14 protein-coding genes are annotated in these 15,344 nt (G+C 72.8%); 4 read left to right on the forward strand and 10 right to left on the reverse strand.

Translation table 11 applies throughout. From position 1 onward, the window contains the following. The first annotated feature begins 19 nt into the window (after positions 1-19). Positions 20-2,095: an NAD-dependent DNA ligase LigA gene (gene ligA, locus AB0953_RS13125; RefSeq protein ID WP_366859530.1), complete on the forward strand. Its 2,076-nt coding sequence runs from the start codon at positions 20-22 to the stop codon at positions 2,093-2,095. Positions 2,096-2,171: 76 nt separating this feature from the next. Here ligA and AB0953_RS13130 read toward each other — a convergent pair whose 3' ends face one another. Continuing rightward, complete coding sequence (locus tag AB0953_RS13130) at positions 2,172-2,612, reverse strand: carboxymuconolactone decarboxylase family protein (RefSeq protein WP_366859531.1); 441 nt, start codon at positions 2,610-2,612, stop codon at positions 2,172-2,174. Then, positions 2,609-3,274: a class II aldolase/adducin family protein gene (locus AB0953_RS13135; protein WP_366859532.1), complete on the reverse strand. Its 666-nt coding sequence runs from the start codon at positions 3,272-3,274 to the stop codon at positions 2,609-2,611. The genes AB0953_RS13130 and AB0953_RS13135 overlap by 4 nt, the downstream gene beginning before the upstream one ends. A gap of 90 nt (positions 3,275-3,364) precedes the next feature. Here AB0953_RS13135 and AB0953_RS13140 point away from each other — a divergent pair, with 90 nt between their 5' ends. Further along, a complete protein-coding gene (locus tag AB0953_RS13140; RefSeq protein WP_366859533.1) occupies positions 3,365-3,793 on the forward strand; it encodes a MerR family transcriptional regulator in 429 nt (142 codons plus the stop codon). 59 nt (positions 3,794-3,852) lie between these two features. Here AB0953_RS13140 and AB0953_RS13145 read toward each other — a convergent pair whose 3' ends face one another. Together AB0953_RS13145 and AB0953_RS13150 are read right to left on the reverse strand one after the other, a co-directional pair. Then, complete coding sequence (locus AB0953_RS13145) at positions 3,853-4,422, reverse strand: hypothetical protein (RefSeq protein WP_366859534.1); 570 nt, start codon at positions 4,420-4,422, stop codon at positions 3,853-3,855. Positions 4,423-4,471: 49 nt separating this feature from the next. Beyond that, positions 4,472-5,845, reverse strand: coding sequence for a S28 family serine protease (locus AB0953_RS13150; protein WP_366859535.1), 1,374 nt, complete (start codon positions 5,843-5,845; stop codon positions 4,472-4,474). Positions 5,846-6,028: 183 nt separating this feature from the next. Between AB0953_RS13150 and AB0953_RS13155 the strand changes: the two genes are divergently transcribed. Both AB0953_RS13155 and AB0953_RS13160 read left to right on the forward strand, forming a co-directional pair. Further along, positions 6,029-6,697 carry a HEAT repeat domain-containing protein gene (locus AB0953_RS13155; RefSeq protein ID WP_366859749.1) on the forward strand — a complete coding sequence of 223 codons (669 nt, stop codon included), beginning with the start codon at positions 6,029-6,031 and terminating at the stop codon, positions 6,695-6,697. A 6-nt stretch (positions 6,698-6,703) separates the two neighbouring features. Then, positions 6,704-7,729, forward strand: a complete 1,026-nt coding sequence (locus AB0953_RS13160; protein ID WP_366859536.1) for a HEAT repeat domain-containing protein — start codon at positions 6,704-6,706, stop codon at positions 7,727-7,729. A 124-nt stretch (positions 7,730-7,853) separates the two neighbouring features. Here AB0953_RS13160 and AB0953_RS13165 read toward each other — a convergent pair whose 3' ends face one another. The 6 genes from AB0953_RS13165 to AB0953_RS13190 all read right to left on the reverse strand — a co-directional run bounded on the left by AB0953_RS13165 (position 7,854) and on the right by AB0953_RS13190 (position 15,243). Beyond that, a complete protein-coding gene (locus tag AB0953_RS13165; RefSeq protein ID WP_366859537.1) occupies positions 7,854-9,557 on the reverse strand; it encodes a DUF885 domain-containing protein in 1,704 nt (567 codons plus the stop codon). Positions 9,558-9,691: 134 nt separating this feature from the next. Next, positions 9,692-10,297, reverse strand: coding sequence for a response regulator transcription factor (locus tag AB0953_RS13170; RefSeq protein WP_366859538.1), 606 nt, complete (start codon positions 10,295-10,297; stop codon positions 9,692-9,694). 360 nt (positions 10,298-10,657) lie between these two features. Next, positions 10,658-11,164: a GNAT family N-acetyltransferase gene (locus AB0953_RS13175; protein ID WP_366859539.1), complete on the reverse strand. Its 507-nt coding sequence runs from the start codon at positions 11,162-11,164 to the stop codon at positions 10,658-10,660. After that, positions 11,157-12,437 (reverse strand): MFS transporter, encoded by a 1,281-nt coding sequence (locus AB0953_RS13180; protein WP_366859540.1) that lies wholly within the window; start codon positions 12,435-12,437, stop codon positions 11,157-11,159. The genes AB0953_RS13175 and AB0953_RS13180 overlap by 8 nt, the downstream gene beginning before the upstream one ends. A 15-nt stretch (positions 12,438-12,452) precedes the next feature. Further along, entirely contained in the window at positions 12,453-14,642 is a 2,190-nt protein-coding gene (locus tag AB0953_RS13185; protein WP_366859541.1) for a YcaO-like family protein, read from the reverse strand. Positions 14,643-14,997: 355 nt separating this feature from the next. Further along, on the reverse strand, positions 14,998-15,243 hold the full coding sequence (locus AB0953_RS13190) for a hypothetical protein (protein WP_366859542.1): 246 nt from the start codon (positions 15,241-15,243) through the stop codon (positions 14,998-15,000). Positions 15,244-15,344 lie beyond the last annotated feature (101 nt).

Genomic DNA, 15,344 nt, shown 5'->3' on the forward strand with positions numbered 1-15,344 from the left:
TCCGCGAGAAGATCGCTGCATGACGATTTCCACCGCCGATGAGGCGCTGTTCAGCCTGTCCGACCGCGCCGGGTACGAGGCCGCGCTGCGGCGCCTGCGCGAGGCATCTCTGGCGTACTACGGCGACGGCGACAGCGACCTGGACGACGCCTCCTACGACCGGCTCAGACTGGCCGTCCTCGCCTGGGAGCAGGAGAATCCCGGCGAGGTCGGCGAGGACACCCCGACCGGTCTGGTCGCCGACGGTGCGGCGCCGGCCGGCGACACGGCGCACACCACGCGCCTGCTGAGCCTGGACAACGTCTTCGACGCCGAGGGGCTGCTGGCGTGGGGGGCGTCCGTCCGGCGGCGCCTGGGCCGTGCCCCGGAGGGCGGGTTCACGGTCGAGCCCAAGATCGACGGCGCGGCCGTGGCCGCCCGCTACCGCGGGGGTCGCCTCGTACAGGTCATCACCCGCGGCGACGGCAGCCACGGCGAGGACGTCAGCCATGTCATCGGCCAGGTCGACGGCCTGCCCGAGCAGCTCGCCGTGCCGGCCACGGTCGAGGTCCGGGGAGAGGTCGCCTTCACCCAGGCGCAGTTCGAGGCGGCGAACACGGTACGGGCCGCCCACGGCGCACCCCTCTTCGCGAATCCGCGCAACGGGACGGCGGGCACGCTGCGGGCGAAGGACCGGCCGTACCGGCTGCAGATGACCTTCTGGGCGTACGGTGCGGTGGAACTGGACGGCGAAGCGTTCCTGCCGGCCGGTGCCACGCATGCCGAGGCCCTCGCCGCCGTGGCCGCGGCCGGTGTGCAGACGACGGCGGCCTCCGCGGCCGGTCTCCGCGTCGTCGCCGATCTGGCCGGGGCGCAGGAGGGGGTCGATGCGATCGCCGCCCTGCGTGCGCAGCTGCCCGTCGGCATCGACGGGGTGGTGGTCAAGCTCGACGATGCGGCCGAGCAGGCAGCGGTCGGCTTCGGCAGCCGGTTCCCGTACTGGGCGATCGCGGTCAAGTTGCCCGCGGTCGAGCGGCAGACGGTGCTGGAGGACGTCGTGTGGGAGGTGGGCCGTACGGGTGTGCTGGCCCCGACGGCGGTCCTCAGGCCCGTGGAGATCGACGGCTCCACCGTCACGCGGGCCACCCTGCACAATCCCGCCGACATCCGCCGTCGCGACCTCCATCTCGGCGACACCGTGACGGTGTACAAGGCGGGCGACATCATCCCGCGCGTCCGGGCGGCCGTGGTCGGGCTGCGGCCCGCCGGGGCGGAGCCGGTACCGCTGCCGGAGGCGTGCCCGCGCTGCGGCGGAGACATCGACAGGGCCCAGGAGCGGTGGCGCTGCGCGAAGGGCACCTCGTGCGCCCTCCCGGCGCTGATCGAGTACGCCGCCGGGCGCGAGATGCTCGACATCGACGGCCTCGGCAGGACGTACGTGGCGGCGCTGGTCGAATCCGGAGCCGTCACCGACGTCGCCGACCTGTTCACGCTCACCGTCGAGCAGCTCACCGCCGCGTCCGGCAGCGCCAAGCGGGGTGCCAGGCTGGCCGAGCAGATCGAGGCCGCGAAGTCCCGGCCCCTCAGCCGGATGTTCTGCGCCCTGGGGGTGCTGGGGACCGGGCGCAGCATGTCCCGGCGCATCGCCCGGCACTTCGGCACGATGCAGGCGATACGGGAGGCCGATGCGGCCGCCCTGCAGGACGTGGAGGGGATCGGTCCGGAGAAGGCGCCGGTCATCGTCGAGCAGGTGGCGGCCCTGGGCCCGGTCATCGACAAGCTGATCGCGGCGGGCGTCAACACGGCCGAGCCCGAGGAGCCGGCGGGCGCGCAGGGCCCGGGACCGCTGGACGGGAAAATCGTCGTGGTGACGGGCAAGATGACGGGGCCGCTGGAGGGGCTCGGGCGGACCGGGATGAACGGGCTCATCGCGAAGGCCGGCGGGCGCGCGGGCAGCAGCGTCAACTCCAGGACGTCGATCCTGGTCGCTGCACCGTCCGCCAACGGCAAGCCGAGCTCGAAGGCGGTCAAGGCCGCGGAGCTGGGCGTCGAGGTCCTCACGCCGGAGGCCTTCGCCGATCTGGTCGGCGCACTGCTCGCCGACTCCATGGGCTGACCTGACCCTTGCACCGGGGGCCGTCACCGCGCCCGTGCCGCGGTGACGGCCCTGCCCTTCGCCGGGGACTTCCGTCTCAGAGGCGGACCCGGCCGCCCGCGTGATCGGGCGCCCGCTCCTCGGCGTCGTCCTGGGGCGGCAGGAACTCGGCGATGATCTCGGTGCCGAGTGCGTACGCCGGCACGCCCGCGGTGATGAGGGCGGTCTCGGCGACGCCGATGAGGTCGGCGATGCCGGCTCCGGCGTGGAGTGCTCCCCGGGCGTGGATACGGGCGGGGTGTTCCCGGCCCAGGGCCAGCAGCTGCCCGAAGTGGACGAGCTGCTGCACGCGCCCTCCCAGCGGATTGTCGGTGAGCACGATGTGGCGCAGCTCCGCCAGCGCCTCCTCCGTCGGCAGCCGGCCGAACTCCGCGGCCAGGCGCAGCCGCTGCTGCACCCCGCCGGGAACGGCGCCGAGGGTGGAGCGGTACCGGTCGCGTACGGCCTGCGTACGGGAGGCGAGGGTGTCGTCCGTCATGACGCGGCCCGCGCGATCGCGGCGCGCACGGCCTCCTGCGCGCCCGGGGGGAAGTCCACGGCCCCGCCGATCGCCGCGGCGGCGATCTCGGCTTCGGCGCTCTCCTCGATCGCCACCACCAGATGGGCGGTGGCCGCCGCATCCGGGCCGAACACCAGGAGGCCGTGGTTGGCCAGGAGGACCGCGGCCGTCGTCGGGCGCCGTTCCAGCACCTCGGCGATACCGCGCACCGACACGTCCGACCCGCGGGGCCCCCAGGGGACCACGGGGACGTCCTCGGCCTGCCCGAAGCGCAGCATCGGCTCGGTGCGGCAGGGCAGCGGGCGGTGCGCCACGGCGAAGGCGGTCGCGGAGGGCGAGTGCGTGTGGATGATCGCGCCCACGTGGGGGCGGGCCCTGTACACGGCGGTGTGCATCGCGATGATCTCGGCGCTGACCGACTGCAGCTCGCCTTCGAGGACCTGCCCGTCGAAGCCGACGGTCGCCAGCTCTTCGGGCCGCAGGCCGCGGACGAACCCGGGCGTCAGCAGAAGGCGCTCGCCGTCGAGCCTGACGCTGAGGTTGGCGTGCCCGGAGTGGGACATCACGCCGGCTGCGAAGAGGCTCTCCGCGGCCTTCACCAGTTGGTCGGCCCGGTCTTTCCGTACGACTGCATCGCTCATGGCGGCATCTCCAAAGGTGCTGTCAGCGGCGCTCGTTCGCCGCTGCCCACGTGCCGACCACTCTTCAACTTGAACTAAGGTTCAAGTCAAATGCCGGGAACCGACGAGGAGCAGGAGGGGCCAAAGGTGCGCATGACGATCGGCCGACTCGCCGAGATCACCGGAGTGCCCGCCTCGGCCATCCGGTACTGGGAGCGCCACGGCCTGCTGCCGACGCCGGAGCGGGTGAGCGGGCAGCGGCGCTATCCGCCGGAGGCCGCCGAGCGCATCACGGTGCTCCGCACCTGCCAGCAGGCCGGGCTGACCCTGGTCGAGATCGGCGAGTTCCAGCGGGAGCAGCCACGCAGAGAGGCGATGATCCGCGCCAAGATCACAGAGATCGAGCAGCGCATGGTCGACCTCGACCACGCCCATCAGCTCCTGACGCATGCCCTGAAGTGCGGCGAGGAGGACATCGTCACCTGCCCGAAGTTCCGGGAGCAGATGGCGTCGTGGCAGACGCCCCACCCGGCTCCGTGACCACGCTCGGGGCTTCGCCGGTCGCCCGGCGAAGCCCCGGCCCCTGCCGAGCCGGACGGCTACTTCTTGACCTCGTTGAGGCAGAGCACGAACTGCTTGCCCGACCTGCGCCGGGAGCCCCTGGTCTGCTCGTAGTAGCCCAGGTCCGACTTGCCCTCGCAGCGGTGCGTGTCCAGCGTTCCGGATATCACCTCGACCACCTTGTAGGCAGCGCCCGCCGTACCGCAGTCGACCACCTGGAGGTCCAGGCTCGCCGCGGTGGTCCCGTTGTTCTTCAGGCAGTCCCCGACCTCCGCGTGGTCCGCGTCGTCCTGGCTCAGGAAGTACCCCACCGCGCACGCGATGAGGACGACGACGACGCCGATGCCCTTGAGGATCTTCATGATGCCGATGCCCCCGCTGCGGGCCGGCGGGGCCGGAGGTGCGGACCACTGCTGCTGGGGCGGCGGCTGCATCTGCAGGTGCGGCTGGGGCGGGTACGTCTGCTGCTGCGGCGCTCCGCCGTAGGGCGGCTGGGCGTGCTGCGGCGGATACGCGTACCCGGGCTGGGGCGGGTACCCCTGCGGCTGCTGTGCGTACGGGCCGGGCTGGCCGTACGGGCCGGGGCCCTGCTGCGGCGGATAGGTCATACGGGAATCCTTCAACGATCAGGCACGTCGTCCAATTGACGTGGGCACGCTATAGCAATCGATCACCAGCCCCCGCATCCGCGCCCACCCGCTCTCCCGCCCACCGGCGCAAGGCGGCCCTGGCCCGTTCGCCGTCGGCCGGACGCAGACCGCCGATGGATACGTGGTGGTTGCCCTCGGGAACCTCGAACGCGAAGGAGTCCCGCGTGCCCTTCCCGAGCCGGAAGGGTTCCGCGACTGCTATGTCGTTCTCGCCGTTGACGAACATCAAGGAGGTGCCGTGGAGCCGCACCCAGCGGTCGATGTCCGCCATCGCGCCGGCCTGGAACCGCAGCGGGATCTCCCGCGGCACGTAGGACCGGACGTCCTGGACGCCGGGGTGACGCAGCAGGTCTGCCAGGTGCGGGGCGGCGAAGTGCGCGTACCCGAGCTGTGTGCCGAGCTGGTGGAAGTACGGGGTGAACGCCTGGAGCGTCTGGTCGGTGTAGACGGGTAGCTGGGTCACTTCGGCCACCCAGGCGTAGAGCGCGTCGTCCGTCGCGTCGGCCGGGGGAACCGCCGCGCAGCTGCCTTCGGGCTGGTGCATCCAGAACATCATCGGCAGGCGCAGCACGGCGAGTTCGAAGGCACGGTCCGCGCTGCCGATGGTCCGGAAGGTGGCCTTCGCCTCGGCCGCCCACCGCTCGTACCGCTGCGTCATCGCCTCACGGCGTACCAGTGCCTGCCGCTGGGCCGACTTCAGGGCGTCTCGGCATGCGGCCGTGCCGAGCTGTTCCAGTCGGGCGTCGTACGCGCTGTCGTCCTGGTCGTCGGTGTTGTCGGGCGCGCCGTAGGCCACCGTGCCGGCCACGTCGGTCGGATAGAAGCGCCGGTGGTAGACGGCCGCCATCCCGCCCTTGCTGCCTCCGGTCGATATCCACGAGCCGCGGTACAGCTGCTTGAGCGCGGTGATCAACCGGTGGTGGTCGGCGGCCGCCTGCCGGATGGTGAGCGTGGACCAGTCGGCCCCCTCGGGCCGCGACGTCCCGAAGAACCGCTGCTCGGTGGTGATCTGGTTGGCGTCCAACAGCTCGGCCGGCTCGGACAGGCGCTGCGGTGACGACCCCAGGTCGTATCCGCTGGAGTACAGCACCATCGGCTTCTCCACGGACCTGTGCACCAGCGTCATGCGCTGCTCGAAGGATCCGCGGCCGGGATGGCGGTGGTCGGCGGGCTGGCGGAACGCCAGGTCGAGCACGGTCTGACCCGGGGCGCCCGGCCGCTCGCCGAGCAGCCGCATCCCGGGGACCGCCGCGATCCTGGCCCGGATGTCCCCGTCAGCCCCCGTGCCGGCCGGCTGGGCCACGGCGGGGGCGGACACGCCCGTCGCCGCCAGCACCGCGGAGACCACGACCATGAGCAGGCGCTTCATCGTCTTGTTCATGCCTCCAGACAACCTCGGCCGACAGGTGCCGCGGCTCCCCCGCGCGGGGAAAAGGCCTCCCCCTCACGGGGGAGGACTCCTTGTCCGCACTGTGCAAGGCACGTCCACGGTGCGGCCCCTGCGGCTTGACCTTGACACGGTGGCAAGGCCTTCACTGCTGCCGAGGAGGTGGTCCCGGTGATCATTGGGGCACAGGAGACGGAAACGGAAACGGTGCGGGCTCTGCGGGGGTTGGCGGGCAGCAGTTCGTCGGTGCGGCTGGGGGCGGCCCTGGCCATCGGCTCGGCCGCGGACCCCGGCTGCGTCGACGCGCTGATCGAGCGGTGCGCGATCGAGCCCGACTTCCACGTCCGGGACATGCTGACGTGGGCGCTGACGCGCCTCCCCCCTTCGGTGACGGTGCCGAAGCTGGTCGAGGCGCTGGCCTCGGAGCGCGGGCAGGCACGCAGTCAGGCCCTGCACACGCTGTCGAAGGTCGGGGACTGCCGGGCGTGGCCGGCGATCACGCGGGACCTGCTGACCGACGCCGACGAGGACGTGGCGCGCAGCGCCTGGCGGGCCGCGGTCGTCCTGGTGCCCGAGGGCGGCAGGGCCGGCTTGGCCGCGGTGCTGGCGACGCAGCTCGGCCGCGGCGGGCACGAGACGCAGTTGAGCCTGAGCCGGGCGCTGGTCGCGCTGGGTGAGGCGGTCATGCCGGTGCTGCGTGACGCGATGACGGGCGCGGACCCCGGGGTGCGCCGGCACGCGATCGCCACGGAACGGCTGGTGCGTGATCCCGATGCCGGGTTCGGGTATGCCGTCGAGGAGGCCAAGCGGATCATGGTCCTGGGCGCGACCGCCCGGGAGGAGTGACCTGACGTGTTGATCGGTGATGTGGCGCGGCGGTCCGGGGTGAGCGCCCGCATGCTGCGCCACTACGAGTCGCTGGGCCTGCTGCGGCCGGCGGAGCGTACCGGCGCGGGCTATCGCGAGTACTCCGACGAGGACCTCCGGCGGATCTTCCACATCGAGAGCCTGCGGTCCCTGGGGCTGCCGCTGCGCGACGTCGCACGGGCGCTGGACGATCCCGGCTTCACCCCGTCCGGGCTCATCGAGACCCTGGTGGGCCGGACACGGGAACGCATCGCAGCCGAGACGGAGCTGCTGACGCGGCTGGAGCGGATCGGTGCCGCGGAACCGGCCGGCTGGGAGGACGTCCTGCGCAGCGTGGCGCTGCTGCACGCCCTGGGATCGCAGAGCGCCGAGAGGCGGCAGCGTGCGGCGCTGTCGGCGGCCGAGGGGGGCGCGGTGCCGGTGGGAGCGCTGGTGGAGGCGGCGTTGGGCGAGTCGGATCCGATCGTCGCCGGCGCCCTCCGCTGGGCGCTGGCCCAGGCGGGGGGCGGTGCCGCACTGGCTCCGCTGGCGCAGGGACTGGGGTCGCCGGCGGCCGAGGTGCGCAGGCGCGCCGTGCAGGCCGTTGCGGAGATCCCGGACGCGGAGGCGACCGCGCTGCTGCGCAGCGCTCTCGCGGACGCCGATCTCGCGGTCCGCAGGTGTGCGGCTCTGGCGCTCGGGGTGCGCGGGGCGGCCGAGGCGGTCCCGACGCTCACCGACATGATCGCCGACGGGGCGAACGACGTCGACGCGGCCGAGGCCCTCGGCGCGCTGGCGGGCGACCCCGCGCTCGCGGACGGCATCGTCGCCGGGCTGGTCGACCGCCTCGGCAGCGGAGGCACCGGAGGCACCGGCGGCGCCGGACCGTCCGCCCGGCAGCGGCTGGCGCAGGCCCTCGCGGACATCCCCGGCCGTGCGGCCTTCCGCGTACTCGCCGAGCTGTCCCGGGACGAGGACCGTGCCGTCGCGATCACCGCGGCCTACGTGCTGGAGCTCCGCAGCATGCGGTGACCGACCGCGGATGCGGATGCGGATGGGGATGCGGATGCGGATGCGGAGGCACCGCCGTACCCCGCCCGGCCCGCCCCGCGGCGGGCGCGGGCGGTTGCGGGGTACGGCGGTGCCGCCGGCGTGCTCAGAGCGCCGATATCTCGGCCAGCAGGTCGTCCAGGCCGAGCGAGCCCTGCGACAGCGCGGCCATGTGCCAGGCCTTGAGGTCGAAGCCCGCGCCGTGCCGCGCCCGGGCCGCCTCCCGGCCCGCGAGCCAGACCCGTTCGCCGAGCTTGTAGCCGATGGCCTGGCCCGCCATGCCGAGGTAGCGGGTGATCTCGCTCTCGACGTAGTCGGCCGGCCGGCTGGTGTGGCGGGCGAGGAACTCCTGGGCCAGCCCGGGCGTCCAGGGCTCGCCCGCGTGGAAGGGGGAGTCCTTCGGGATCTCCAGCTCGAGGTGCATTCCGATGTCGATGATGACGCGGACGGCCCGCATCATCTGCGCGTCCAGGTAGCCCAGCCGCCGTTCGGGCTCGGTCAGGAAGCCCAGTTCGTCCATCAGGCGCTCGGCGTACAGCGCCCAGCCCTCGGCATTGGCGCCGACGACGCCGACGGTGGTCTGGTAGCGGGAGAGGTCGCCGGCGACGTGCGCCCACTGGGCGAGCTGCAGGTGGTGGCCGGGCACGCCCTCGTGGTACCAGGTGGTGACGAGGTCGTAGACGGGGAAGCGGGTCTGCCCCATCGTCGGGAGCCAGGTGCGTCCGGGCCGGGAGAAGTCCAGTGACGGCTCGGTGTAGTAGGGCGCGGCGGCACTGCCCCGGGGGGCGATGCGGGACTCGACCCGGCGTACGCGCTCGGCCAGTTCGAAGTGCGTGCCGTCCAGGGTGTCGATGGTGTCGTCCATCAGCTTCTGGAGCCACTGCCGGGTCTCTTCCACCCCCTCGACGGCCTCGCCGTGCCGGTCGCACCACGCCAGCGCCTCCCAAGGGGTGCCGGCGCCCGGCAGGACCCGTTCGGCCTCGGTGCGCATCTCGGCGAGCAGGCGGTGGAACTCGTCCCAGCCGTAGGCGTAGGCCTCGTCCAGGTCGAGATCGGTGCCGTTGTGGTAGCGGGCGAGGCGGACGTAGCGCTCACGGCCGACCACGTCCGGTGCGCCCTCGACGGCCGGGGCATAGGTGTCACGGAGCCAGTCGCGCAGTTCCGCCAGGGCTCCGGTGGCCGTGGCGGCGGCCGCGGTCAGCTCGCCGCGCAGCGGCTCGGGACCGGGGTCGGTGAACTCCGCGAACCAGCTGCGGTCGGTGCCGATCCACTCGGTCAACTGGCCCACGACGGCCGAGACCTGCCGCGGGCCCGCGGGCAGCTCGCGGGCGAGGCCGGCCTTCAGGGAGGCCCGGTAGCCCGCCAGGGCGTCCGGCAGGGCGCGCAGCCGGCGCGCGACCGCCGCCCAGTCCTCGTCGGTGTCCGTGGGGGTGAGGGTGAGGGCATCACGGATCTGGTGCAGCGGTGAGCCCAGGTTGGCGACGTGCCGCAGGCCCTCGCCCGCCTCGTCGACGGCGAGCTCGGCGGTGAGCCGCTCGCGCAGCAGCCGGGCGCAGCGGCGCTCTCCGGTGTCGTCCGCACCGGGGGCGGCCTCTGCCGCGTCGAGCTGCCGCAGGGTCGTACGGGCGAGGTCGGCGACCGCTTCCCGGCCCTCCGGCGATAAGTCGGGGAGGCGGTCGTGACTCCCGGCGACGCCGAGGAAGGTGCCGGCGATCGGGTCGAGTTCGACGAGGGCGTCCACGTGGGTGTCGGCCACCTGGCGGGGCAGCCGACCGCCCGCGGAAGGGGTGGAATTGCTGGAATCGGGCATGGGAGCCGTCCTTGTACCGATGCGTCTGCAATATCAGTCGGACATTAGCAGCCGAGGCCGGGCCGCAACAGATTCATTGCGCGTCCACGGCCGTGCGCACCGCATACGGCACACCACCCGGCCCGGGAAGCGCGTCAGATCCATTCGTTTTTGCGGGCGATGCGCAGCGCATCGATGCGGTTGCGCGCACCCGTATTCGCCACGATGGTCGAAATGTAGTTGCGCACCGTCCCCTCGGACAGGGACAGCCGTGCGGCGATCTCCTCCATCGTGTCGCCGCGGTCGACGTGCTCGAGCACGGACAGCTGCCGGGGGGTCAGCGGGCAGTCGCCGTTGGAGACGGCTGCGACGGCCAGCTCGGCGTCGAAGGCCCGCTCGCCGCGGTGCACCAGGTGGACGGCCTCGAAAAGGCGCTGCGGCGGAACGCTGCGCCGCACCATTCCGTCGATCCCCCCGCCGAAGACCCTGCGGACGACCGGCCGGACGCATGCGGTGGCGACCAGCAACGTGCGGACGTCCGGAAGAATGGCGATCTTCTCGGCGACGTCGACCGTTTCCTCGTCCCTGCCGTCGAAACTGACGATCACGACGTCGGGTCGATTCAGCTCGGCGAATTCGAGTGCGGCATATATGTTGTCCGCCGAGCCCACGACGCTGATATCCGGGCGCCCTTCCAGTAATGCCGTGAGCGCATATCGGGACAGGGCGAGGCCATCGTAAACCATCACATCGACGCTCATTCGATTCCCCTATGAATTGAGACGAAGCAGCGACAGCGTGCGCGCAGCGCCCCCGTGCGGTCAGCAGGCAGCGGGCGCCGCATACCGGACACCCTTGCATGCGGACGCACTTCGTTCGTCGAACCCTGCGCTGCCTCTGTCAGATCGTGCTCGCGACCCACGAAGCGGACACCGGCAGCAGCGAGTCTGGTACGGCCCGCTCCCGGAGCGTTCCCGACCGGTTCCCGGAGCGCCTCGGGAATCGGCGGGAAGGCCTGCGCGGCCTGCCGGGCCCGTCGGGAACCCGGGCACGGCCGGCGGCGCGGAATCCGGGCACGGCTGCGCCGCCGCACCGGTACACCGGTGCGGCGGCGCCTCCGGTCACGGCAGCGGCGTCAAGGGGAGTGCGAGGAGGTCCACACCGTGCGGCGGGCCCTTCAGTTCGCCGACCTCCGTCCAGCCCCACCGCCGGTACAGCTCGCGCGCCGACGCCCTGTTCGACGCGGCGAGTACGGCGAACGGCTCGGTGCGGTCGGCCAGCAGCAGGTCCAGCAGCTCGCGCCCGTACCCGCGGCCGCGCAACTCCCGTACCACCGCGAGCTCGTAGACGTAGAACAGCGGCCCGCGCAGCCACGGGGGTGCGGGCGCGGCCGCGCGCGGATGCCACCATCCCTCCTCGCGGCGCACACCGTAGGCGAACCCGCCGAGCACGCCGCCGTCCAGGACGGTGGTCGCGCAGAAGCCCGGCAGCGCCGCGTGGTCGGCCAGCTGCCGGGCGAAGCCGTCCGCGGCCGCCGCGTCCTCGCGGTACGGCGGCTCGCGGTAGACCCGGTGGTAGACGTCGCGGAACTCCTGGGGGCGGTGGACCTCCCGGACGAGCTCAGGCATCGACGGTCTCGCGCTGGACGTGCGCGGGCAGCACGCGGTGGAGCCGCTGGAGGAGCACCACCGCCACGAGGCAGCACAGGCACAGCACGAGCCAGGGCAGGCCCGCTCCGCGCGCCAGCAGCCAGGTGAACACCGTCGGCGCCAGCACCTTGGCCAGGCTCCACATCAGCTCCTCCATGCCAAGGTACCGGCCGCGCAGGTGTCCTGCGGCCATCCCCACGATCAGGGCACTGCTGGTGGGTGCCTGGAGCAGCTCGGCGACGGTGAAGACGACCATGCCCAGCACGAGCCCCCCGAAGGCCAGTGCGACGTGGTCGCCGGGCACCGCCGCGATCACGACGAAGGACACCATCCACAGGACGGCCGCCACCTGGAGCACTCCCGGCCGCCGGTACCGCTCGACCGCCCTCGCCAGCGCGGTCTGCGCCAGCACCACCATGACGGTGTTGATGGCGAACAGCATGCCCGGCTGCCACGCCGGCAGCCCGCGCGCCTCGATCACGTACGCGCTGAGCAGCACCGTCAGCGCCAGGTCGCACAGGGCGAACACCCAGACGGTGGCGAGGACGCCGAGGAACGGCCGGTCGGCGAGCACCTCCCGGTACCCGCCGGCCTGCCGGTCCGCCGCGTCCCCGGCCGGGGCCGTCCCGGCGGCCGGGCCGGCGCCGGCGCCGGCCGCGCGCGGGACGGCGCTGCGGCGCCAGGTCCCGACGAGCCCGGCCGCGAGGAGAAACGACACGGCGTTCAGCGCCACCACGGCCGTGTAGCCCGAGGTGCCGCCCCAGCCCACGAGGGTGCTGCCCAGCAGGCCGCCGGCGCCTATCCCGGCGTTGCGCAGGGACCTGTCCATCGCGTACCAGCGCGCCCGGTGCCCGTCGTCGGCCACCTGCGCCACCAGCGCGAAGACCGCGGGCCGGAACAGGCTGTCACCCCACATGGTGGCCGTGACCAGCAGGACCAGCTGCCAGGGGGTGTCGGTGAACACGTACGCGGTGAAGGTCAGCACGCGGATCAGGTTGCTCGCGACCAGCACGCGCCGCGGCCCGATCCGGTCGATCAGCCGGCCCCCCAGCGGTCCCGCGGGCAGCGAGAGCAGCGCGCCGGCGGACAGCATGAGGCCGACCGTGGTCAGGGGGATCCCCTTGGCCGCGTGGAAGTACACGACGGCGAAGGGGAGGAAGAGCCCGGTGCCCAGGGCGTCGACGACCTGCGCGACGATCAGTGGCCTGCGGCCTTTGGTGTTCGGCAGGCCGAGTGTGTCGATGACAGCCATCGCAATCGGTGTCCCTCACGCGTGGGGTAGGGGGAAGACGTTGAACTCCTCCTCGGACAGCGGCTGTGACCGCCAGCCGAGCCGGACGCCCGCACGGCCGATCCTGCCGTCGCCCCACATGGGCATGCCTGCGGGGAAGTTGGACACGAGGCCGGGCACGATCGTGTGGGCGGCGCTGAACCCGGCCGCTTCGGCGTCGCAGGTCGTCAGGTCGACGCTGATCACCTCGAAGCCGCGGGCCTCGACCCGTTCGCGGTACGCGTCGAGGCTGCGCCGGGGGAGGCCGGGCAGACCGTCCCAGGGGCGGGTGGGCAGGTCCAGCACCCAGGGCGCGACCCGCTCCCCCGCCCGCGGGTCCAGGTGGACCTGCTGCTGGCACAGCAGGTCCCGGACGTCGCCGAAGTCGGGCCGGTAGGAGTCGAGGTAGCGCCGGTCGGCCCGGTACGGCTTGAGGTTACCCAGGTGCGGAAGGTCCGCCCGGCCCTCCGCCAACGCCTTGTCGTCGTCGAGGAAGCGGCAGGTGTGGTGCAGGGTGAAGCCCTCGGCGAGGGCCTTCTCCGCCGCCTCCTGCGGGTCGGGGCGGGTGGCGAAGCCGATGCCGAGCCAGCCGGCGGTGCGGTCGCGCACGACCGCGCCGAGCACCGGGACGTCGAACTCGTTGTCCAGGTGGATCAGGGTGATGTCGTACGCGTCCGCGCTGTCGGCGACCAGGTCGCGGATCCGGTCGGTCAGCGGCAGCTGCGGAAGGCGGGCGGCGTTGGCCCACCACAGCATGGTGGTGTCGCGCTCGATCACCTCTTCGAGTCCCGAGGTGACGGCGTGCTCCTCGCTGACGCCGCAGGCCACGCCGGCCACGAGCGGGTCGGAGTAGGCGACCGGGTCGTGCTCCCCGTGGGCGACCAGGAAGGCGGGCACCCACACCGGCTCGCCGGTCGTCCACGAGCGGCCCTCCACCCAGGCGCATTCCGCGTCCACCGTCAGCGGCGCGAAGGGGAAGCCCTCGCTGCGGTACTGCCGCTGGGAGTACAGGTGCAGCCGGCGGGGGTCGAGCGCGGGCACTCCGGCCCGGCGCAGCTGGGCGTGGCTGCCGAAGCGGAGCCGGTCCTCGGGCAGCCGGCTGCCGCAGTAGCGCTCGACGGCCTCGCCGACGGCGCTGCGGCGGGCGGCGTCGAAATCGGACCAGGACGTGCCGAACGCCTGCCGGTCGTTGGGCCAGTCCGCGACGCGCCGCATGTCGGCGACGTCCACGGCGCACACCCGCAGCTGCGCCGGCATGCCCGGCAGCGGGGCCAGCTCCTGGACGCCGGTGACCACACCGACCTGGTCGTCGACGAGCAGGTCCGCCTCCGGGTTGCCGCGCACCACGGGACGCGGCCGGGTGGGCACCGGCAGGATGGTGCGCTCGATCCGGTCGAGCCGGCGCGGATCGAGCTCGACCTCGTTCACGGGGGCCTCGCCCGTGACCCAGCGCTCCAGGTAGGCGGCCAGCTGGGCCGCGCTCCAGCGGAGGTCGCCGTCGCGCAGCCGGTGGCCGTCCGGCTGGGGCGCGCGGCGCTCGGCCTCGATGATGCGGGGGTCGTGTGCCGCGGTGAGCCTGCGGTCCAGGACGTCCGCGAAATCGGCGGTGGCGCCGGGGGTGATGGCGGGGCCGAGGACGGCCCGGCCGCGTTCGTGGCGCAGCGGCAGCCAGCGCAGGCCGAGCCGGGCGCACTGCGCGTCGATCCGGCTCAGTTCGGCGTGGGCGGGGTACGCGTAGGCGGCGACGAGCACGGTGTCGCGTGCGGCGCCGGCATCGACGGCGGACAGGTCCTGCGGGGCCGCCCCGACGTGTGCGTAGCCGGTGGCGCTCAGTGCGTGGGTGAGCGGGGCGGTGAGTTCGGGCGTGCCGGTGATGAGGACGGTGGTGCGTGCCACGCGTGCCGCCCGCTCGGCGTCGAGGGCGGCCGCGGCCGGACGCAGGCAGCCGTCCTGCCGCAGGACGTCGAGCACCTCGGCGTATTCGGGGGCCATGCCCGCCAGCAGTTCGCTTCGGGACCTGGTCCCGTCGCAGAGCGCCAGCCATGCGCGGAACTCGGATGGGGGGGCGGAAATGTAGAACTGCCCGCCGTTGGCGGTGGCGAGGAAGCACAGGTCCTGCTCGAGGTCGTATATCTCTGCGTCCACGAGTTCCAAAGCGGTGTCGTCCGCCGGCATATCAGCCCCCATAGAAACTGACTCTCCTTATGAAAAGTGCCACGGTCCCGGGGAGAATCCGGGACCGTGGTAGCAAGACCTCAGTGGGTCAACTTCACTTGGCGACCGAGCGGTTGTGGACGACGGCGCGGTTGTGGACGACCGCACGGTTGTGCACGACGGCGCGGTTGTGGACGACGGCGGTGACGACGTTGGCCTTGACGGTGGAGATCATGGTGTTTTCCTCCCGTTTCGGGTTTCGCTGACAAGAGAAACGTTACGGGGATTCAACAGGGGTTGCCCAGATGCATTCCTCACGAGTCTTCATGGATACTGCACGGGGCTGTCCGCCCGGAAGCCGGGCTCCGGGAATATGGCAAGTCGGGATTCAGGGCGGGCCGTTGTCGCTGTCCGGTTGCCGGGACGCCTCCGGCAGGACGGGCACCGTATCGAGCCGCTCGCGCCCCCCGTCGTCGGCGATGGTCCCGCGGTACACCCCACCCTCCACCGGAATCCGCACGCGGGCCGATTCCTCGACGCGCTGTGCGCCGGTGCAGCCGGGTACCGGCGCGGCGTGACCCGGTCCGAGGAGGCCGGCTCCCGAGATGTGCCCGGCCGGCAGCCGGGCCACCATGGCAGAAGACCCCGAGAGCGGGACAGCACGCCCCGGACGGGAGGCGACACGTGCAGCCGGACGAATCGACGCGGGCCTGGCTCATGATCATCGGTGTTCTC

Source organism: Streptomyces sp. NPDC046866, assembly GCF_040704625.1.
Classification (GTDB): Bacteria; Actinomycetota; Actinomycetes; order Streptomycetales; family Streptomycetaceae; genus Streptomyces.

Bases quoted from the DNA above. Each gene is read 5' to 3' on its own strand.
- ligA (WP_366859530.1), top strand. From the start codon at position 20: ATGACGATTTCCACCGCCGATGAGGCGCTGTTCAGCCTGTCCGACCGC.
- AB0953_RS13130 (WP_366859531.1), bottom strand. From the start codon at position 2,612: ATGACGGACGACACCCTCGCCTCCCGTACGCAGGCCGTACGCGACCGG.
- AB0953_RS13135 (WP_366859532.1), bottom strand. From the start codon at position 3,274: ATGAGCGATGCAGTCGTACGGAAAGACCGGGCCGACCAACTGGTGAAG.
- AB0953_RS13140 (WP_366859533.1), top strand. From the start codon at position 3,365: ATGCCGGGAACCGACGAGGAGCAGGAGGGGCCAAAGGTGCGCATGACG.
- AB0953_RS13145 (WP_366859534.1), bottom strand. From the start codon at position 4,422: ATGACCTATCCGCCGCAGCAGGGCCCCGGCCCGTACGGCCAGCCCGGC.
- AB0953_RS13150 (WP_366859535.1), bottom strand. From the start codon at position 5,845: ATGAACAAGACGATGAAGCGCCTGCTCATGGTCGTGGTCTCCGCGGTG.
- AB0953_RS13165 (WP_366859537.1), bottom strand. From the start codon at position 9,557: ATGCCCGATTCCAGCAATTCCACCCCTTCCGCGGGCGGTCGGCTGCCC.
- AB0953_RS13170 (WP_366859538.1), bottom strand. From the start codon at position 10,297: ATGAGCGTCGATGTGATGGTTTACGATGGCCTCGCCCTGTCCCGATAT.
- AB0953_RS13175 (WP_366859539.1), bottom strand. From the start codon at position 11,164: ATGCCTGAGCTCGTCCGGGAGGTCCACCGCCCCCAGGAGTTCCGCGAC.
- AB0953_RS13180 (WP_366859540.1), bottom strand. From the start codon at position 12,437: ATGGCTGTCATCGACACACTCGGCCTGCCGAACACCAAAGGCCGCAGG.
- AB0953_RS13185 (WP_366859541.1), bottom strand. From the start codon at position 14,642: ATGGGGGCTGATATGCCGGCGGACGACACCGCTTTGGAACTCGTGGAC.
- AB0953_RS13190 (WP_366859542.1), bottom strand. From the start codon at position 15,243: ATGGTGGCCCGGCTGCCGGCCGGGCACATCTCGGGAGCCGGCCTCCTC.